The organism is uncultured Paraglaciecola sp., assembly GCF_913020055.1.
Classification (GTDB): domain Bacteria; phylum Pseudomonadota; class Gammaproteobacteria; order Enterobacterales; family Alteromonadaceae; genus Paraglaciecola.
The window spans coordinates 1-18,790 of the sequence record NZ_CAJWCF010000093.1 but is presented as its reverse complement, the minus strand read 5'-3'; the positions used below and the strand labels follow the sequence as shown (position 1 = coordinate 18,790).

Sequence of the window (18,790 nt, the reverse complement as noted above, 5' to 3'; positions counted from 1 at the left end):
ACAAACAACACCAACTAACTCGAGGTAAATATCATGTCTAGCGGAATGGTCATTAATACAAACATAAGCTCAATCAATGCTCAAAGACAACTCACAGAAACTAATAGCGCTTTAAGTACATCTATGGAGCGCTTATCTTCTGGCTTGCGTGTTAACAGCGCTAAAGATGATGCCGCTGGGCTTGCAATTGCAGATAGAATGACCTCACAAATTAGAGGTATGACTGTCGCAACACGAAATGCAAGTGATGGTATTTCTATGGCGCAAACAGCTGAAGCAGCAATGGGAGAAATGACGAACACCATGCAACGTATGCGTGACTTAGCAGTGCAGTCAGCTAATGATGGCGCTGTCTCAACGGGAGATAGAGAAAAATTACAAGCTGAATTCAATCAACTTAATGACGAATTATCGCGTATTATTCATAATACTGAATTTAATGGTAAAAAAATCGTTAATGGCTCGTTATCTGGTGGAGTAGCAATTCAAGTCGGTGCAAACACCACAGCAGACAATCAAATTTCCGTTGAAGTTGATGATATGTCAGGGGTTTTATCTGGTACCGGTGTAACTGCAGCAAGCATCGGCAGTGATGCAGGACCAGCAGGGGCTTTAGCTGCAGTTGCCTCGATTGATTTGGCGATTGAATCAATTGATACATCAAGAGCAAAATTGGGTGCAATACAAAACCGATTTGTTACAACGATTTCTAATTTACAATCTTCTGTAGAAAATCAATCCGCTGCAAGATCTCGTATTATTGATGCTGATTTTGCAGCGGAAACAGCGGCACTCAGTCGAAGTCAAATATTACAACAAGCGGGCACTGCAATGCTTTCTCAAGCAAACCAAAGGCCTCAAGCTGTTCTGCAACTACTTCAATAGATTGAGATATTATGAAAATTTTTCTAATGCCATTACTAATTAAGTTAAGATAAGTAATGGCACATAATTTCCTAACATTCCTCCCTATTCACTATGCTTATCACTGATATTTTACAATTCTCTGCAAGTGCGTTAAAAACAAATCGTTTTAACGAACACTTTTTATATAATGTTAATCGTGATAGTTTTAGTAAAATAAGTGCTAAAGTTATATTCGACACTGAATTTAAAAAAAAAATATTTGATGAAGATTCACTCTATATCATCATAGGTACAGACTCGGGCTTGCTCCCTAAATATATTCAAGAACAAGGGGTGCCATTAGGAACTCGCTACCTGTTTATCGAAATTGATGAGATTTTAAATCAACTTCACCAACACCAACTACTTGACTTCCTTGACCCCAGCATTATATGTACTTCTGCAACAAAATGGAAAGATCAAGCATTAGAGTTAAAACTAAAAGATTATAGTTTTTTACGTAATGTAAAGATGTTTAAAGCAATTTGTGCTCAACAGGCTAGTTTAATTGAGTACCCTGAATTAAGCTGGAAAATATCCGAGGAACTTCAATCTTTACAATTTCAATTCACAAGTAGCCTCGGCACCCAGTTTTTCATTCGCTGCCAAATTCAAAATATTGCTGATAATATATTACCCGTAAAATCAATTGAAAATATTTATAAAGGTAGAACAGCCATAGTTCTTGCTGGAGGACCATCTCTTACTAAAATACTACCATGGGTAAAAGAAAACAGAAATAAACTTGTTATCTTTTCTGTTTCACGTATTTCGCGACAACTCATTAACACTAATATAGAACCTGACTTTGTTTGCTCAGTTGACCCCGCTCCGGAAAACATCGATGTAAGTAAAGAAATGTTTTTATTTAAAAAAAGCGTATTTATTCACTCTCACCATGTAGATCCGGCACTCGTTAACCAATGGACTGGCGTCAAATTATATTTTGGAAATCGTTTCCCCTGGAAAACAAATGCCAACCCTAAAAACATTAACTCAGCAGGCCCTACAGTTTCTAACAGCGCACTTGCCGCAGCACATTACTCTGGTTGCAAACAAATTCTACTAGCCGGGTTTGACCTTTGCTTTACAGCAGAAGGCATTACTCATGCAGAAGGCAGCGATGAAGCCATATCTGGCCCAAAGTATGACTCCTCATTATTAGAAGTAGAAACCTATAGTGGTGTAATGCGCACAACTGAACCCGAATACCATATTGCTTTACAAAACCTAGGGTTTCAAGCCGGTGAAATTAAAGCAAAAAATAAAACTATCATTAACTTATCTGCTGATGCTGCTATCGCAGAAAACGTTATTCATACTCTACCAGAGAATTTTGTATTTGCCCCCCAAGTAACTCAAGACACAAGCATATCAATACCCCAACTAGGTATCCCCGAACTACAAACTCACTACCAATTACTCACCAATGAGCTGAATAAAGCTATTCACCACTTAAAGGCTATTAAAAAACTTGCAATAAAAGCTCTAAAAATAAACAATGAAATGTATAGTGAACAAGGGTCTATAGAAAACCCTAAGGACAAACAAGAGCTTGATTCAATTGAAAGGCAACTAAAAAAGAAACACAAGCTTTATGCAGAACTGACAAAAAGTTTCGGAGTACGGGATTTCATCAGAATAACTTCCCCTTATGGTGATAGCGAGTTATGGGGCGCTGAAAAAGCTCAAGAAATTGGAAAAATTTATTATACATCTTATAAATCTGCCTCTTCAGAACTACTCTCTCTCTTTGAAGATACACTATTACGCACTCAAACACGCACCGAAGAGCTTAAAGATAATCCTGATTTCTCTGTATTAATCAGGCAATGGACAAAAGATAAAAGCTACAATCGTATTAATATATGGAAAAATCTGCATTCTAATATAAATATCCCCGAAACAGCCCGTTTAGAATTTAAAAATCTAAGTGAAGAATTTCAATCTATTTTAAATACCACTGATACAGCATTTAAAAAAATGACGGAAAACCAGTCTTCCTTAGCCTTATTAAAAGCTAAAGCGACTTTATTATTTAAGCATAACAAGACTGATAAATTAAAAGATTTACTCAATAGTTTACGCCATATTGAAACAACTGAAAAAGAAGATTATCAATACTTGATATCAGCTTATATTGCAGAGCAAGAAGGTGACACACAACTTGCGCTAGAGCTCCATAATAAAATTCTAAACATTGAGAATTCCCCACTATTAGAAGAGGCATTACTTAGAGTTACCGCTATAAGCATCCGAACAAACGATCACTCAAATACTCTTTTAGCCTTAAAATGCCTTTCTCAGTTATCTCCTACATACCTTCCATTCTATGCTGAATCAGCCCATCTCACTGGCGATAATATCTTGGCAATTGATTGCTACACAGAATATGTTAACTTTTTTCCAGAAGACTTAGTTTGCAAACTAAAACTAACAAGATTATATATGGATATGAAGGTATATGAAGCCGCAGAATTAATGCTTGAGCATATTTTGACAGTTGACCCAGGAATGGAAATAGCTTTAACCTTAAAAATGGAAATAGGAAACAAAAAACGAACTGAAGCTACTTGAGTATTAACAACAATAAAATATAACTTATTGTTTTATAATTGGTAAGCCTTAATGGACTTTCTCCCTTTCTTAAGGGAAAAAATTTGAGACTCAATATCTTGCTTTTTTTCTTTTAACACCTGCACAAAGTATTTATCTGCTTCCTGTATACTTAGAATCAACTCTTTAAGCTGAGGTGCTTTATCTTCAGCTGTCATTAAAGAGACCAGCTTCTCTAAATCAAGCTGCCTATCTTCTAAAAGCTTATTTAATGCCTCCCAATCACCACTAGATAAGGCGCTCTGTATTTTTCCAGAATAACTTAAACACTGAGAAACAAGGCCATTAACCATTAAACTCATAGGCGTTATTGATACATTTCTGGAATGGCATTCCATGCTACTTGCACTTCACGCATTAAATTACTCACTTCATCTAATATGTCAACACTATTCTCAGCACTCGCCTGAAATAATCGTGAATTAATATACTCATACAAACTATGCAAGTTAACAGATATATCCCCACCATTTTCCAAGTCAAGCCCATCAATTAAACCACCAACAATCCCCGAAGCTTTAGAGATTTGAATACTTTTTTCTTGATAGTCGTGACGGGTCATTGCACCTTTTGCAGCATTAACTCGCATTAAAAAACCACTCATTAACATCTGAATTAGTTTATGAGGAGAAGCCTCTTCTGCAACTGACTCTGTATGAATAGCCGCATATTTATTTGCATTGTTTCTATACATAGTAGGTCTCATTTATATATCCTTTGGAATCAAAGATTCGCTAATTGCGATGCCAAATAAGCCCCTGTAGACTGAAATCGCCCCACAGTAACATCCATAGCAATAAATTGTTTCATTAGCGTACGTTCTAAGTTATCTAGTCTAAGTGCGACAGTATCACGCTCATCAGAAAGTTTACTTAATTGTTTATTCAGTGATTTAGTCTGTAAATCAAAAGTTCCACCTGAATTCAAATACTGGTCTAATCGAGTATCTAACCGAGCAGCAACACCATCACGTGATGAAAATACGTCACTTACTGCGTTTATATTTGATTTTAAAGCATTAGAAAAGTCAGTACTATTCAAGGACATCACGCCATCTCGATCCATAGTAATACCTATAGTGGCCAGAGAATCATAATCCGTAGTAGCACTACTTACCGTATCACTCACCGCTTGACGTATTTGCGTCTGCACATTACGCAATGTTGAATCTCCAATTAACGCCCCAGAACCTTCACCTTCAGCATCAAACTTACCTAAGTCTTTAACAATAGACATTAAACCATTATAGGCTGATACAAAGCCTTCAGCGACTTCCTTAATGCTTTCCTCATCTAAAGTAACATCTAAATTAAAAACACCCCCTATTTCCGCTGTTTTTAAATCTAAAGTAACACCTTGTATAATATCATCAATTGAATTACTACTTCTCGTAGCTAATTGCCCGTCAACAAAAACTTTCGCATCTTGGGCTTCATTTTGTTCGGTTAAATTAGTCACTCCAGTCCCAGCGGGATCATATACTAAACTAGATAAACCAGGAACAGCGGGGTCTTCTACTGCTGTAATAGATATATTATTCGCTGTCCCAGTCTCTTTTGATGTTAAAACCAATTTAGAAACTGTACCTCCGACACCATCATCAACATTAATAATACTCGCATTAACGCCTGTATTATCACCTGCTTGGTTTATGGCATCACGAACACCTTGTAAAGTATTATTGGTAGCATCTAAAGTAACTGAAAAATCATTACCGCCAACTGACAAGGTCAACGCCCCACTACCAACAATATCACTGTAGCCCGAATAACCTTTGGAAGTCAGTTTATGCGCCTCTGCTAACTGCTGTACCTCCATAGAGTAAGATCCAGTAGCTGCTCCTAAATCAGCCGTAGCAGTTAAAACATCCTCATTTGCAGAGCTTACTTTATGCGCACTAAAAGAGCCAAGCTCATTAAGCTTGCCCGTTGCAGTACGAAAATCAGATAAAGATGACTTTAAGCGTCCCAATGCACTTAAACGATCATTAGCAGCGCTTTCTTTCCTCTCTATCGAGCCATAAGCAGGCTGACCTTCAACCTGAACCAGTTGACTAACGATAGCATTGATATCCATCCCACTACCAATTCCTAATGATGATGTTATAGCCATATCCGCTCCCCCCTAACCTTTTTATTCTCACCTAAGCGATATATCCTTCAATACTGCCAGATTTGCCATCAGATTCTTGCATTCTTTTTGCAAGTGCCAAAACATCTTCAGTGGGCACTTGGCGTATTGTTTCACCTGTTTGCTTATCCACAATACTCATTACGACCCGTTTAGTTGAGTCATCTACCTTGAACTGTAAATTTCTTTGTACATTTTCAAGTATTTTATTTCCCTCTTCAACTAACTTCCGAGCTTCATCCAAAGAGGTCACTTTAGCAGGTGACTGCTTATTATCAGCCCCCTGTTCTGTAGTTTTCTTTAGCTGGTAATCTTCAGCACTTTTAAGGATGTTGCTTTCTGGCTTTTGAGTATTCTTAGCTTCACGAGCAAGAGGAGAAAATGACACATTTGTTACATTCGAAATATCATTATTCATAAGTCACCTCAACGCTATTACAAAAAACGAATACCCTCTCAATCGAGGGTATTCATTTTTTACTCATTTTACCTTAATAACCCAAGCACTGCATTTGGCGCCTGATTTGCCTGAGATAACATCGCAGTACCCGCTTGCTGAAGAATCTGGTTTCGACTCAATTCAGCTGTTTCCATCGCAAAATCAGTATCCATAATACGAGATTTAGCCGCAGATTGATTTTCAATAGAAGACTGTAAATTAGAAATGGTAGTTGTAAATCGATTCTGTACCGCACCTAACTTAGCTCTCGAAGTATCGATTGCTTCAATTGCTGCATCAATTGCGGCTATAGCTGCTAAAGCCCCTGTCGCTGTAGCATCGCTACCTATACTTGCAGCAGTTACATCAGATATAGTTCCTGACACATTGGCAACATCAACTGAAATTTGGTTATCAGCTGTAGTGTTCGCACCAACTTGAATAGCAATACCACCAGACAATGAGCCGTTAATAATTTTTTTACCATTAAACTCTGTATTTTTCACAATCCGTGATAACTCATCATTCAACTGTTTATACTCTGATTGTAGTTTTTCTCTGTCCTTAGCAGTAACGGCCCCGTCATTCCCAGACTGTACAGCTAAATCACGCATTCTTTGCATGGTATTAGTGATTTCACCCATAGCTGATTCAGCTGTTTGCGCCATAGAAATACCATCACTTGCATTTCGTGTTGCGACAGTCATACCTCTAATCTGGGAATCCATTTTATTACCAATTGCTAAACCTGCCGCATCATCTTTAGCAGAGTTAACACGTAAACCTGATGATAAACGCTCCATTGATGTTGCTAATGCATTATTAGTATTTGTTAACTGACGTTGACTATTAATGGATGCTACGTTTGTATTGATTACCATTGCCATGATACTACCCTCCAAGATTTCCTAATACTTAAGATCGATTAAGAAAATAATTAAAATAAATTCAACATAATTTTTAAACTCGTTATGTGTATCGACTAAATGAAATATTTCTTTAGTTTTTTTTATTCAGACAACCTATAACATATTTTTCAATCTGTGAATTTTACTATGTGGAAGCCTTACTTCTTGTTGCCCTGGTATACAACTAATAGCATATTTCTCAGCTACCAAGGCAACGACTAAAGCCATGCTTTCACACCCTGCAACTATATCAGCCAGGGAAATATCTTTTAATAGCGTTGAATTCTCGCTTACTGTAATAAGTTCAGGGAATTTTTTCTGATAAACTGAATACTTACCTTTCTCATCTGATGGGTGAGGCCTAATAATCAACTTATCAATAGGTTTATCAGAAACTAAACATAAATTTTCTAATAAAAAATCTAGAGCCCCGAATTCTGTATACCCAAAATAATCCTTATCCCCATATTTTAATAAAGCATGTCCCGATATATTTTCACTTACAAACAAAACGACGGTCTTATTTTCCTCTTTTTTTACTAAATACTGTAGACTAGCAAGCTGCTTCTTTATACCTAATAAATAAGGATTGTCTTCTACCCTAATGGGTAGGTCAGGAAAACAAGATTGAGCAACCTTTTCTGCATCTGTATCACCAACCCATATTTGATCAGGTAATTGTCTAATTCCATTTCGTACAAATCGTTCTTGATAATTTACCCAATGATCCAGAAAGGTAACAACCTTTAACTGCCTTTTTTTTGCTAATTTAATCGCACGCCACTCTAAATCCGATTGCCAACTTGTACCACAAAGCACCCAACTAGCCTGTTGAATCCCTTGCTCTAAACTACATATTGATAAGCCTGGGATTTTTCGCAAAAAAATCTTGATTGCAGGTCCATCAAGAGCAAAAATACAGGGGACTTTTTTTTGTACTACATAATTAACAAGTATTTCTGCACCACCCGCATCATGAGCAACAATTAAACAAAATTCTTTCACTTCCATTAATTTTTCTCTAGTTAATACTGTAAGCTAACCCCTTACCCTTATGCATACAAACCTAGATTAAGGAGCCACATATAATGAGTACAAAGTACTCATAGTTACCCCATTAATTACCTCTTCAAGGTAATCCTCCCCTTGTGACTTCATTCCTGACCGCATAGCAATTTTTTTCATGGCTATATTGCTAGGCACTGTTCCTGCCGTTACTCTAAACTCCTGAAGCAATAAATAATCCATTAATGTTTGCCATGCTTCATAACCTATACCTTTCCCCCACATACGGTCTCCCACCAAAACCCCCAAATCAGCGATTTTCTCCTCAATGGAGATATAAGCAGTCATAGTACCAACCAGTAACTCTTCGACATAAATCGATAAAAATAAATTATCAGTCATACAAAAAGAGTCAACATACTGCATGCAACTCATAGCATTATGAACAGATAATCGCTGATGGCTGTGTTTCATAATAACTTTACTATTAAGCCAAGCAATATATTCAGGCGTAATATCTTTCTTAGAAAACTTTTTTAATGTGATTCTTTTTCCGCATAATGGAAAGTCATGATACTTATCGACCTTTTTCATATTCACTCAAATCCCCCAAATTAGACCATACTTTCTTAAACGCATAAATTACCAACTGAACATCATCATCAGTTAATTCATACAAGCACATTTGGTATCCTAAAAAAGTTTCTCTGTGTAATTGTTCCGCAACAGGACAAACCCCCAAATCATAATTCACATTTCGTTTACAAAATTCAGCTGTCCACGGAAACCCCTTCTTTCCATATGCTATTTTTCTCTGGTACATGGGTAATAAGTGTAAATTCACATACCCCTGTATTAACCCAGAAACCCCTTCAGCATCTAAAGCATCAAAAATTACTTGCCGACTTACTCCTAACAAATCTATATTTAAAAGGATAGGGTACACATAATAAGCATGGGTACAGTTTGGTTTAATTATTGGAGTTCTCAATCCTAGTAAATTTTTCAAACCACTTGATAACTGCTCAGCAATAATTTGTCGGCGCATTACAAAATCAGGTAACTTTTTTAATTGCTCAATACCAATTGCAGATTCTATTTCACCTAAACGAAAATTATAACCAACCATATTAACTAAGTCGGTTTCACCTTTGCTCCCCACAACCGCTTCTGCATGATTACGGATTAATCGCATTTTTTCCGCATACTCATCATCATTAGTGACCATAATGCCACCCTCACCTGTATGAATATGCTTATGATAATTCAAGCTATACCCACCTATATCTGCCAATGTACCCGCATATTGTTCTTTATAGAAAGCACTTGGAGCTTGCGCTGTATCTGAGATGATTTTTAAATTATATTTTTCTGCCAAAGTCATTAATGCATCCATATCGACAGGATGACCAAAAATATCTACTGCAATAATCGCTTTCGTATAAGGCGAAATATTCGCTTCAACCGACTTTAAGTCCAAATTAAATGTCTCTGTTTCAATATCAGCAAAAACAGGTATGGCATTCCAATGCAAAATAGCTGTTGCACTTGCACACATAGTCCAGGGGCTAACAATAACTTCATCGCCTGGCTCAAGTCCGATGGCTCCTACTGCAGAAATCAACCCTGATGTTAAAGAGTTAAAAGTAACCGCATGTTTAATGTCAAAATAAGTTTCACAAGCACGCTCAAATTCTCGAACTTTGGGGCCTCCATAAAAGTGCTCATGCCAACCACCAATAAATTGAGATAACACCCCAGTTTCCAAAACACCTATAGCCGCTTGCTTCTCTTCTTTACCAAGGGAATTATAGACCATAAAAAGCTTATCAATTGCTCTCTCGCCCCCTAAGATAGCTAATGCACCCTCTTTATCTTGTCGATCAAATTTGCACTTACTCATGTCTTTTATACTACCGCTAACTGTCTAATTTGCTCACATAAAAACTGTACTCTTAAAGCCATCCTTCCATTTTTCTTTAGAGGCTTCCCTTCTACAACTGAATGATAAATGTTGTCAACTGCATATTTCATTGCCCGCTCATAAGCCCCTTTCTTATATTTCCCTGCATTCAGGTACTGATACCCTGTAAATAACTCACTTTTTTCTACAATACGCTCACGCCAGCGAAACCCAGAGTCTTCCATAACTAAAACACCTTTTGAAAAAATTAACTGCAGTTCAAAAATTGCAAAATCCTGCGCATTCCCAGACACTAAGTGCACACCCACACCTTTATCACTCTGCAAGAAAACAGAAACAGTTGGATCATCATTAAAAAAATCAAAGGTAGGTGGCCCAACACTAATCACTTGCAGTTCACCTACGAGAAACAGCAATAAATCCAGCAGGTGCGAACCATTATTTAAGATCCCTTTATTATATAAACCAACAACTGACCTTAATTCCCCCCAATTACCACTATCCATATCAAGTTTTAGTTGTTGTAAAACTTGATCCCATGTACGGGTATGATTGATCGCTAATAAAATACCAGCACGCTCACACTCATTAACAATTCTTTCAGCATCAAGTAATGTAGCTGCAATTGGCTTTTCACAAAAAACTAACTGAGGTTTTAACGCAATTGCACTTAATATATTCTCATAATGATAAATAGTGGGCGAACATATACTAATGATATCAAACGCAACTTCACCTTGTATCTCATCAATTGAGCTCCACCCTTGGTCGACTAGCCAAAAACTCATAAACTCAAGTCTTTTCACTTGATCAGGCTCAACACAGCCCACTATGTTAAACCGGTCATCCTGAGCATACGCACCCGCATGAGTATAAGGAAATTTATACTCCCCTCTGTTCTCATCAAATGCACCAGCAATATTGCCGCAACCCACAATTAAAACATTTAGTTTATGATTATTAGCCACCAATTACTCCACCCTTATCAATAGCTCACCTATTACAAACCCCTATTGCTAGCAAAAATTTTTCGCACAGGCACTCCTACTTTATGTAGTGCTGCCTTTGCGCCAGCAGGTGTCATTTCAGTAAAATGAAAAATACTAGCAGCTGCAACAGCTGATGCACCTGCCTGCTGAACCGCATCAACCATATCCTGATATTTTCCTGCTCCACCCGAAGCAATCACTGGTATATCTACACTCTGACAAACCTGAGAAATCAAATCTAAATCATACCCTTGCATCGTACCGTCATTATCTATAGACGTAAGGAGAATCTCCCCAGCCCCTCTATCCGCGACCTCTTTAGCCCATTGCACCACACACTTATGAGTCGGAACACTGCCAGCATGGCTATAACATTGATATTTCCCCAAGCCATTCTGTCTAACATCAATACTTGCAACAAGACACTGAGAACCAAAGTGACTTGCAATAACATTAATTAAAGTTGGGGTCTCATATAAAGATGAATTCAATGTCACTTTATCTGCTCCAGCATAAAGTAATTTTTGCACCTGTTCTAAATTGTTAATACCGCCTCCTACCGTTAGCGGCATTGAACACTCCTCTGCAAATGATTCAATAGAGTCTCCATCAGGCTCTATTGATAATAAAGATGCTTCGATATCCATCAAAATCATTTCATCTACATCTCTTGCATTATAAATTTTAATTGCTGGCAGGACGGTTCCAACTTGTCGCCAACTATTAAACGCAACCCCCTTAACCAAACCAAACCCTTTCCAAAGTAATGTTGGTATAACTCGAACTTTAAGCATGCTAATAATTTAAAAAATTTTTCAACAGTTGTCTGCCAGCTTTAGAGCTTTTTTCTGGATGAAATTGACAACCAAAAATATGTGATTTTTGGATTGCAGCAACGATTTCAGTACCATAATTAACAATTGCTCTAATATATTCTTCGCTATCGGGCACAAATGCATAACTATGCACAAAATAAAAATCGGTAGCGCTATTAATACACGCAAATATTTCACCTACCGACGGGTAATACACCTCATTCCAGCCAACATGTGGTAACCTTAATTTACAACCCAAATTATCTAACTTTTGAATTTCTCCAGGTATAAATCCTAAGCCTTCTGTTTGCCCACCTTCATAACCTTGAGTGGCTAACATCTGCATTCCCAAACAAATACCGAGTATAGGCGTTTTCCGGTTGATAACCGCATTATGCAATGCAGGCACCCAACCTTCTGCACTTAAACGCGCCATCCCTTGAGTAAAAGCACCGACGCCTGGCAGTACAATCTTATCTACCTTCAATAAATCATCAGGCGTACTTGCAATAATCGTTTCTGCCCCCAGATCCTCAAAAGCTCGACGTACTGACCCTAGGTTACCCATTCCATAATTAATAATGGCAACCTTCATAGGTTATCGTAATTTAATTTTTCCAGATTACCGTCCTTATCCTTTATTAAAGCTCCTGATGCATCTCGTTTAAATATTTTTTTATTCGTAAAGCGGTCACAAATTCGAATAAACTCATCGACAGTTATATCTAATAGCTCAAGAATATCATGTAAGGATTTACCTAAATATGTCCATGGAAACTTGCCATCACGAACCTGAACAATATCCAGCGCATCTTTACGTGTAATTCGCCCACGTCTTAAATGTAAACAGGCTATATCAGTTGTCCGAGAAAAGCCAAACTTCAAAAACTTAAAATAATCATGTATTCCCGTTTGGTAGTTATCTAAATTCTCATAATTAACCATCGACCCTTCTACCGCTTTATCTAAAGAAGTAAAACCATGAGCCTGAGCAATTAATGTATTAGCTAACCCATCCCAAGGATAATAATGACCTAAAAATAACCCTGTCACACCAACCTGCTGAAGTTCAGCATCAGAAGGATACTGGTAAGGTAATAAAAATTTAGACTCAATTCCATATACTTCCGAAAGATCTGAGACACGAAGCCCAAGTAGCCCTCCAAACTCTTCCAACCAGCCTCTTGTTAACGTATTATTTTCCGCTGCTGCAGCCGGGCCACCATATTCATTTTGTGAATTTTCCCCCCAAACTATAAGCGGTACTTTATATTGAACTGCAGCACGTACAGGAATAGTAAAAATACCAACATGCTCTGGCCATGATATATCCCCCACTTCGGTCAAGCCAATTTTATTAAGTTTAGCTCGAATAAGGGGATTCGGTGAAAACTCAACATAATCAACGCCTAAATGCTTAATATTCTCAATGTTCGTGCGACCAAGATCACTTAGATCGCAAGTCGTTGAAGTTACACAAAGAGGGTTAAGCCCTAATTGCAACATACGCACTACTTGATAAGTACTGTCCTTCCCGCCACTAACAGGAACAATACAGTCCCAATTACTGTCATTACTTTTAAATTTCTTCAAAAGGAGTAATAGCTCTTTTTCTCGTTGCGCCCAATCAACCTCTTTTCTACTCTCAAAAGACCGGCAAGCACTACAAACACCTTCAGTATCCATATGAAGGTCGGGTTTAGTTTGTGGCATAACACAACGTACACAATACTTTAGCATCTCACTACCTCTTTTCCATTAGGAACCAATTCAAATCATCCTGCTCAAAATGCGTATCCCGGTGATAAACAAAGCCATAATCTAGCAATTTAAGGTTTGAATATGCATCCAACATCTCCCCTGCAAAATCTCGCTTAAACAGTTTGCCATTATGCCCCCTATAATCTAGCTCAACAGGAGTAGGACTATAATATTCGACGATACAAATATAGCGATTACTCGACCGATACAACTTTTCATAGACCGTCGCTAATTCATTTGGATTAATATGAATTAGAACCCCTTTAATAAACACAAAGTCACGCGATATTTCTGGCTCAAAGTCCAAAATTGACTGATGAAAAACGCTTACATTAGGTTGTTTTTGTAAAGCAGCCACTGCTTGCGTATTAAGCTCTATAGCTGCTAAATTGGCTTTAGGCAATAAATGTCGTATCGCCTGTAAATTAAGGCCTATATTTGAACCAAATTCAATAACACTAGCTATTGATTGAGTCGCTTGAAGAATACGAGCAAACAAGGCTAGATTAGCAGCCACTATCTCAGTATCATTATTTCTACCAATATATTCATTACCAAATCCACCAGCCCAAAAGGCCTCTTGCTCCGTTCTATAACTCATATTAACCTGCTGTCTAATCAATCTATTTCAATAAAGCCCAAGATACTGGAGTTCCCCTTAGCGCAGCCTGAAGCATAGTTCGGCCAATCACATCTGGGTAATTTTTAGGCACTAGGCCAAATCCTGGTCGTACACTTTTAACATGCTCATCAGTCACAACTTCCCCCGCCTTTATATCTTTAACAAAGTATAAGGAACGACGAAATTTCACATTAGTTTGTTCACTTGATTTTCGCCCATAATCAACCTTACCTAAAGCAGCCCATGCTGTTTTTATATCTTGTGTTAACTGCTTTAACTCATTGGGCTGTAAAGAAAAACTATCATCAGGACCACCATTGCTACGGTCTAAAGTCACATGCTTTTCTATAATACAAGCACCTAAAGCAACACTACTTAGTGCAGTAATATTATCTAAAGTATGATCAGATAAACCAATTGGCAACTTAAATCGCTCTTGCATGTCTGTTATCGTACGCAAGTTATAATCAGACGCTGGAGCGGGGTACCCGCTGACACAATGCAATAAGGCAAGTTGCTGGCAGCCTGCCTCTTCTGCTGCATTAACGGCTTCTGAAATTTCCTCATCATCCGCCATACCTGTCGAAATAATCATCGGTTTTCCAGTACTCGCAACATACTGAATCAGGGGTAAATCTATTGCTTCAAAAGAAGCAATTTTATAGGCAGGCGCATTTAAGTCCTCCAACAAATCAACGGCTGTCTTATCAAAGGGCGAGCTAAACAAGGTAATACCTATATTTTGCGCATAATCAAACAAAGTCTTATGCCATTCCCAAGGCATAAAAGCCTCTTGATATAATTGATATAAAGAGCGCCCCTGCCATAAGCCTTCAGTTAATTGAAAATCGGGGAAATCACAATCAATTGTTAAAGTATCAGGTGTATACGTTTGTATTTTAACCGCATCCACACCACTCGCTTTTGCCATAGCAATAATTTCTATGGCCTTATCCAAATTGCCATTATGATTAGCAGACATTTCTGCAATCACATACGGTGCTTGATCATAGCCAACCAAACGTCCTTTAATATTCAAGTGGCTTAGTTCCTTCATTATTTTCGCCATTCGTTTTTTAAAAGTCCAAAATATAAAACATTTTTTAGCTCATGATAAACAAAACACTCATTCCTAAGAACACCTTCTAGCTTAAAACCCTGAGCATAATGTATGTTTTCCGACACAATATTGCCCTGAATTACTTTACCAATTAATTTTTTTGCGTCTAGATCATTAAAAACAAACTCTATAGCACTACGCACTAATAATTTCCCTAAACCTTGACCTAAATGCTCAGGGGCAACATAAAACCCCCACTCAAAAATTTCCGGTTTTCTCTGAATACATAGAAGCTGTAAAAAGCCTTTTGCTTGTCCATCTAGTTCAAACACTTTCAAATAATTATTCACATCCTGCTGTTTTTTAATAAACCAATTTTCATGCTCAGAAATAGAAATTTCTGCCTGAGAAAAAAAGCACGATCGAATTCTAGGGTCATTACGCCAACTTCGAACTATTGCTAAATCTTGATCCTGCATTGACCTAAGTATTGACATACAACTCTCTTACAACTAAATCACTGCCCTGACCATTAGTGAGTAGACTACATTTCTCAATAAAGCTGGAAAGGTTAGCAACAAGATGCTTTATTTTTTTAGGAAAAATAGATAACTGATTAAGGCTGAGTGATTCACATATACCTTTCTCAGTGAGTACTTCTAAAATCGCGCCCTGATTACCAGCTAAAGGCATAAGGATAGTGGGGAGCCCCAAACAGCAGCGCTCCCAAGTTGTAGCTCCTGCAGCCCCAATTGCAATATCAGCGTGTGACATAATTTCCGCCATATTACTAACCCCTGTTTTAACTTCAGTTTTATAGGGCATTTTTCTAGCTAATGCTTTAATCTGTGCCACATGTGGAGACGTTAACCCTAGTATGACAATTATTGATATGTCTTCTGGTAATTCACAAATACCTAATACTTCCAAAACTTGCCCAGCAACATTATCCTGATCAACTCCTCCCATTGTAACCAGCAAATTTTTCAACACTGGATTAGCTCGACGCTGCAAACTAAAATCTCGCCATTGAGCAAACTCAGGCCTTAATAAAGCATACTGCGACCCCAACAAAGATTGACAATCATCAGGTACTTTCCCTTGATAAGCTGAAGCTTCTCGTCCATACGTTTGATCCAATAAAATATTACATATATGCACTCTATCAGCTAAATCATCAATGACCATCAAGTTATTATAGTAGACTTGTAAAGCCTCTTCCCATTCGCAATCTAGAGCATAATGATCAACTATAAGCCAGTCTGCTGCGTAACCGTGTAAAGCTACACGACAAGCCTCTGCATCCTGCGCTTGGGTAACACCTAACCAAGCAGCATGAATCAAATGTCTGAGATCAAAAGTCTGCTCCACTAAGGGTAAGCTTAATACTTGAAACCCCTGTTGCTGAATATATGAGATCAAATTACCTGAATGCTCACGACAGATAAATCTAACCTCCGCATTACGCAGTTTTAACGCATGCGCCAAAGTCAAACAACGCATGACATGACCAGTGCCTATTTGTATTGAAGCATCTACGCGAAATACGAAACCCATACCACTCAACTTGCTTTAGTATTGAGTACTTGATACATCACCTCAGCACGATGCCAGTCCTCAAGTGTATCAATATCTTGTACTTTATAACGGGGCAAAACATAAGGTGTTGCAATATCAGAAAAAATCATTTTCTCAGCCAAAAAAGCTGCCCTTTTACCCCAATAGAACTGTCCTGCATCATGGAAAGCTTCTTCTAAATCCTGAGAACGAGTATTGAAATTTTCGGGATTAAACATCTGCACACGATTGCCTTTACTTATTTTAATTGCACGCTGAATAGGAAATGGAAAACTGGTTGCACTAAAACAATATTCCGCACCAGTTTGCTGTAATTGCAAAAAAGCACCTTGTATATATTTAGGCTCAATAAAAGGCGCGGTTGCATAAAGGCAACAAACATACTGGGGCTCCATTTCATGCAATTGAAACCACTCAATAGCCTGCCGAATCACTGGTAAAGTTGCTGCATGGTCATTAGATAATTCTGCTGGTCGCATAAATGGCACTTCCGCACCATACTGCTTGGCAACTTTCGCTATTTCCTCATCATCTGTAGAAACAATAATCCGATCAAAGCACCCACTTTGCTGTGCCGCTTCGATAGAATAAACGATTATCGGCTTACCATTAAACAACCGGATATTTTTGCGTGGAATACGTCTACTCCCTCCTCTCGCTGGAATCACACATAACTTCACTGTAATACCTCTGTTAACACCTGAATAACCAGATTCTGCTGCTCAAAACTAAGCTCGCTATATAGTGGAAGTGACAAGGTTTTAGTATAGTAATCTTCTGCAACCGGAAAATCTCCAGGTTTGAAGCCTAGCTGAATATAATATGGTTGTAGATGCACGGGGATATAATGAACATTCACGCCAATACCATTCTCTCTTAGCAATTCAAATACCTGAGTGAAACTCAGGGTTATTTGCGTTAAATCAATTTGTATAGGGTATAAATGCAATGCTGAAAAGCTATTCAAGCTTTGGTATTGAGTCGCAACTGGCAGGCCTACAATCAAATCATCGTAATACAGTTTTAAATCATGTCTCAGGCGTACAAATTCACCAATTTTTTTTAACTGACTTAAACCCAATGCCGCTTGCAAATCAGTCATTCGGTAATTAAAACCCAAATCGATTTGCTGATAATACCAAGGTCCATCTGGCTCATGGGTCATTTTCTTAGTCTCACGAGTAATTCCATGACTACGCAATAAAGCCATTCTTTCTGCTAAATGCTGCTGCTGCGTTACAGCCATCCCACCTTCTGCTGTCGTAATAATCTTCACTGGATGAAAACTAAAAACAGTTATATCTGAGTATTGACAATGACCAACCGGCTTATCTAAATATTTACCACCTATAGCATGACAAGCATCTTCAATAATATAAAAACCATATTGCTTGGCCAAACGAGTAATTTTTTTCATATCACACGACAGCCCTGCAAAATGAACAGGAATAACTATTTTAGGTAAAGTACCTGCTCTCTCTGCTTGCTGTAATTTGTACTCTAAAGCACTAATACTCATATTAAAGGTCTTCGGGTCTATATCAACAAAGTCTACCTGCGCACCACAATACAAAGCACAATTCGCTGAAGCAACAAAGGTATTGGGCGAAGTCCACAAGTAATCTCCCTTACCTAACCCTAAAGCCAAACAAGCAAGGTGCAACGCGGATGTGCCACTATTTACTGCAACTGCATAATTGGCCCCCACATAATCCGCAACCGCTTGCTCAAATTGCGGAACAACAGAGCCCTGTGTTAAATAATCAGAGCGTAAAACATTCACAACTGCTTGAATATCTTCTTCTGAAATACTTTGCCTCCCATAAGGAATCATATTTATGCTTTTATTCCATATTCTTGTAACTCTTTAACTGTCAAAAAATGAGGGTTGGTACCTGACTCATATTCAAAACCTTGCTTAACAGGTTCCCCCTTTTCTCCCAAAGCATTTTCACCAAAACAGCTCCCTTTATTCGTAAAGCTAATACTAGGGCCAATCACAAAATGATCTTCAAATTCAAAGGTTAAATGAGAATC

Annotated in this window: 20 protein-coding genes and 1 pseudogene; 2 read left to right on the top strand and 19 right to left on the bottom strand. The window is 38.0% G+C overall.

All coding sequences use genetic code 11. The features are described 5' to 3' along the window. The first annotated feature begins 33 nt into the window (after positions 1-33). Together QZ488_RS17125 and QZ488_RS17120 are read left to right on the top strand one after the other, a co-directional pair. Positions 34-885: a flagellin gene (locus QZ488_RS17125; RefSeq protein ID WP_293751070.1), complete on the top strand. Its 852-nt coding sequence runs from the start codon at positions 34-36 to the stop codon at positions 883-885. 93 nt (positions 886-978) lie between these two features. After that, positions 979-3,483, top strand: a complete 2,505-nt coding sequence (locus QZ488_RS17120; RefSeq protein WP_293751068.1) for a 6-hydroxymethylpterin diphosphokinase MptE-like protein — start codon at positions 979-981, stop codon at positions 3,481-3,483. A gap of 32 nt (positions 3,484-3,515) precedes the next feature. On the opposite strand, the gene QZ488_RS17115 is transcribed toward QZ488_RS17120, so the two are convergent. The 19 genes and pseudogenes from QZ488_RS17115 to QZ488_RS17025 form a co-directional block, all read right to left on the bottom strand. Then, a complete protein-coding gene (locus tag QZ488_RS17115) occupies positions 3,516-3,815 on the bottom strand; it encodes a flagellar protein FliT (protein WP_293751066.1) in 300 nt (99 codons plus the stop codon). Positions 3,816-3,829: 14 nt separating this feature from the next. Beyond that, positions 3,830-4,228, bottom strand: coding sequence for a flagellar export chaperone FliS (fliS, locus tag QZ488_RS17110; protein WP_293751064.1), 399 nt, complete (start codon positions 4,226-4,228; stop codon positions 3,830-3,832). 17 nt (positions 4,229-4,245) lie between these two features. After that, positions 4,246-5,634 (bottom strand): flagellar filament capping protein FliD, encoded by a 1,389-nt coding sequence (gene fliD / locus QZ488_RS17105; RefSeq protein WP_293751062.1) that lies wholly within the window; start codon positions 5,632-5,634, stop codon positions 4,246-4,248. Between the two features lie 31 nt (positions 5,635-5,665). After that, positions 5,666-6,070 (bottom strand): flagellar protein FlaG, encoded by a 405-nt coding sequence (locus QZ488_RS17100; RefSeq protein ID WP_293751060.1) that lies wholly within the window; start codon positions 6,068-6,070, stop codon positions 5,666-5,668. A 68-nt stretch (positions 6,071-6,138) separates the two neighbouring features. After that, positions 6,139-6,978 (bottom strand): flagellin, encoded by an 840-nt coding sequence (locus QZ488_RS17095; protein WP_293751058.1) that lies wholly within the window; start codon positions 6,976-6,978, stop codon positions 6,139-6,141. 135 nt (positions 6,979-7,113) lie between these two features. Then, complete coding sequence (locus QZ488_RS17090) at positions 7,114-8,010, bottom strand: hypothetical protein (protein WP_293751056.1); 897 nt, start codon at positions 8,008-8,010, stop codon at positions 7,114-7,116. 60 nt (positions 8,011-8,070) lie between these two features. Next, the gene (locus QZ488_RS17085) at positions 8,071-8,598 is read right to left on the bottom strand and encodes a GNAT family protein (RefSeq protein ID WP_293751054.1); all 528 of its coding nucleotides are present in this window, start codon (positions 8,596-8,598) and stop codon (positions 8,071-8,073) included. Continuing rightward, positions 8,582-9,907, bottom strand: a complete 1,326-nt coding sequence (locus QZ488_RS17080) for a DegT/DnrJ/EryC1/StrS family aminotransferase (protein WP_293751052.1) — start codon at positions 9,905-9,907, stop codon at positions 8,582-8,584. Before QZ488_RS17080 ends, QZ488_RS17085 begins: the two co-directional genes overlap by 17 nt. A gap of 5 nt (positions 9,908-9,912) precedes the next feature. Beyond that, entirely contained in the window at positions 9,913-10,896 is a 984-nt protein-coding gene (locus tag QZ488_RS17075; RefSeq protein ID WP_293751050.1) for a Gfo/Idh/MocA family oxidoreductase, read from the bottom strand. Positions 10,897-10,928: 32 nt separating this feature from the next. Beyond that, a complete protein-coding gene (locus QZ488_RS17070) occupies positions 10,929-11,711 on the bottom strand; it encodes an imidazole glycerol phosphate synthase cyclase subunit (RefSeq protein WP_293751048.1) in 783 nt (260 codons plus the stop codon). A 1-nt stretch (position 11,712) separates the two neighbouring features. After that, complete coding sequence (hisH, locus tag QZ488_RS17065) at positions 11,713-12,327, bottom strand: imidazole glycerol phosphate synthase subunit HisH (protein ID WP_293751046.1); 615 nt, start codon at positions 12,325-12,327, stop codon at positions 11,713-11,715. Continuing rightward, positions 12,324-13,472 (bottom strand): N-acetyl sugar amidotransferase, encoded by a 1,149-nt coding sequence (locus QZ488_RS17060; protein ID WP_293751044.1) that lies wholly within the window; start codon positions 13,470-13,472, stop codon positions 12,324-12,326. The genes hisH and QZ488_RS17060 overlap by 4 nt, the downstream gene beginning before the upstream one ends. 4 nt (positions 13,473-13,476) lie before the next feature. Continuing rightward, positions 13,477-14,094 (bottom strand): pseudaminic acid biosynthesis-associated methylase, encoded by a 618-nt coding sequence (locus tag QZ488_RS17055; RefSeq protein ID WP_293751042.1) that lies wholly within the window; start codon positions 14,092-14,094, stop codon positions 13,477-13,479. Between the two features lie 22 nt (positions 14,095-14,116). Continuing rightward, on the bottom strand, positions 14,117-15,172 hold the full coding sequence (gene pseI / locus QZ488_RS17050; RefSeq protein WP_293751040.1) for a pseudaminic acid synthase: 1,056 nt from the start codon (positions 15,170-15,172) through the stop codon (positions 14,117-14,119). Beyond that, positions 15,172-15,672: a GNAT family N-acetyltransferase gene (locus tag QZ488_RS17045; RefSeq protein ID WP_293751038.1), complete on the bottom strand. Its 501-nt coding sequence runs from the start codon at positions 15,670-15,672 to the stop codon at positions 15,172-15,174. The genes pseI and QZ488_RS17045 overlap by 1 nt, the downstream gene beginning before the upstream one ends. Next, a complete protein-coding gene (pseG, locus tag QZ488_RS17040) occupies positions 15,659-16,732 on the bottom strand; it encodes a UDP-2,4-diacetamido-2,4,6-trideoxy-beta-L-altropyranose hydrolase (RefSeq protein ID WP_293751036.1) in 1,074 nt (357 codons plus the stop codon). Before pseG ends, QZ488_RS17045 begins: the two co-directional genes overlap by 14 nt. A 5-nt stretch (positions 16,733-16,737) precedes the next feature. Then, entirely contained in the window at positions 16,738-17,433 is a 696-nt protein-coding gene (gene pseF / locus QZ488_RS17035; RefSeq protein WP_293751035.1) for a pseudaminic acid cytidylyltransferase, read from the bottom strand. Then, complete coding sequence (gene pseC, locus QZ488_RS17030) at positions 17,430-18,587, bottom strand: UDP-4-amino-4,6-dideoxy-N-acetyl-beta-L-altrosamine transaminase (RefSeq protein ID WP_293751033.1); 1,158 nt, start codon at positions 18,585-18,587, stop codon at positions 17,430-17,432. Before pseC ends, pseF begins: the two co-directional genes overlap by 4 nt. A 2-nt stretch (positions 18,588-18,589) precedes the next feature. Further along, positions 18,590-18,790, bottom strand: a pseudogene (locus tag QZ488_RS17025) (UDP-N-acetylglucosamine 4,6-dehydratase (inverting)); the annotation flags it as partial.

What these genes read in the sequence shown, in the direction of transcription:
- QZ488_RS17125 (WP_293751070.1), top strand. Translation starts at nt 34, where the DNA reads ATGTCTAGCGGAATGGTCATTAATACAAACATAAGCTCAATCAATGCT.
- QZ488_RS17120 (WP_293751068.1), top strand. Translation starts at nt 979, where the DNA reads ATGCTTATCACTGATATTTTACAATTCTCTGCAAGTGCGTTAAAAACA.
- QZ488_RS17115 (WP_293751066.1), bottom strand. Translation starts at nt 3,815, where the DNA reads ATGGTTAATGGCCTTGTTTCTCAGTGTTTAAGTTATTCTGGAAAAATA.
- fliS (WP_293751064.1), bottom strand. Translation starts at nt 4,228, where the DNA reads ATGAGACCTACTATGTATAGAAACAATGCAAATAAATATGCGGCTATT.
- fliD (WP_293751062.1), bottom strand. Translation starts at nt 5,634, where the DNA reads ATGGCTATAACATCATCATTAGGAATTGGTAGTGGGATGGATATCAAT.
- QZ488_RS17100 (WP_293751060.1), bottom strand. Translation starts at nt 6,070, where the DNA reads ATGAATAATGATATTTCGAATGTAACAAATGTGTCATTTTCTCCTCTT.
- QZ488_RS17095 (WP_293751058.1), bottom strand. Translation starts at nt 6,978, where the DNA reads ATGGCAATGGTAATCAATACAAACGTAGCATCCATTAATAGTCAACGT.
- QZ488_RS17090 (WP_293751056.1), bottom strand. Translation starts at nt 8,010, where the DNA reads ATGGAAGTGAAAGAATTTTGTTTAATTGTTGCTCATGATGCGGGTGGT.
- QZ488_RS17085 (WP_293751054.1), bottom strand. Translation starts at nt 8,598, where the DNA reads ATGAAAAAGGTCGATAAGTATCATGACTTTCCATTATGCGGAAAAAGA.
- QZ488_RS17080 (WP_293751052.1), bottom strand. Translation starts at nt 9,907, where the DNA reads ATGAGTAAGTGCAAATTTGATCGACAAGATAAAGAGGGTGCATTAGCT.
- QZ488_RS17070 (WP_293751048.1), bottom strand. Translation starts at nt 11,711, where the DNA reads ATGCTTAAAGTTCGAGTTATACCAACATTACTTTGGAAAGGGTTTGGT.
- hisH (WP_293751046.1), bottom strand. Translation starts at nt 12,327, where the DNA reads ATGAAGGTTGCCATTATTAATTATGGAATGGGTAACCTAGGGTCAGTA.
- QZ488_RS17060 (WP_293751044.1), bottom strand. Translation starts at nt 13,472, where the DNA reads ATGCTAAAGTATTGTGTACGTTGTGTTATGCCACAAACTAAACCCGAC.
- QZ488_RS17055 (WP_293751042.1), bottom strand. Translation starts at nt 14,094, where the DNA reads ATGAGTTATAGAACGGAGCAAGAGGCCTTTTGGGCTGGTGGATTTGGT.
- pseI (WP_293751040.1), bottom strand. Translation starts at nt 15,172, where the DNA reads ATGAAGGAACTAAGCCACTTGAATATTAAAGGACGTTTGGTTGGCTAT.
- QZ488_RS17045 (WP_293751038.1), bottom strand. Translation starts at nt 15,672, where the DNA reads ATGTCAATACTTAGGTCAATGCAGGATCAAGATTTAGCAATAGTTCGA.
- pseG (WP_293751036.1), bottom strand. Translation starts at nt 16,732, where the DNA reads ATGGGTTTCGTATTTCGCGTAGATGCTTCAATACAAATAGGCACTGGT.
- pseC (WP_293751033.1), bottom strand. Translation starts at nt 18,587, where the DNA reads ATGATTCCTTATGGGAGGCAAAGTATTTCAGAAGAAGATATTCAAGCA.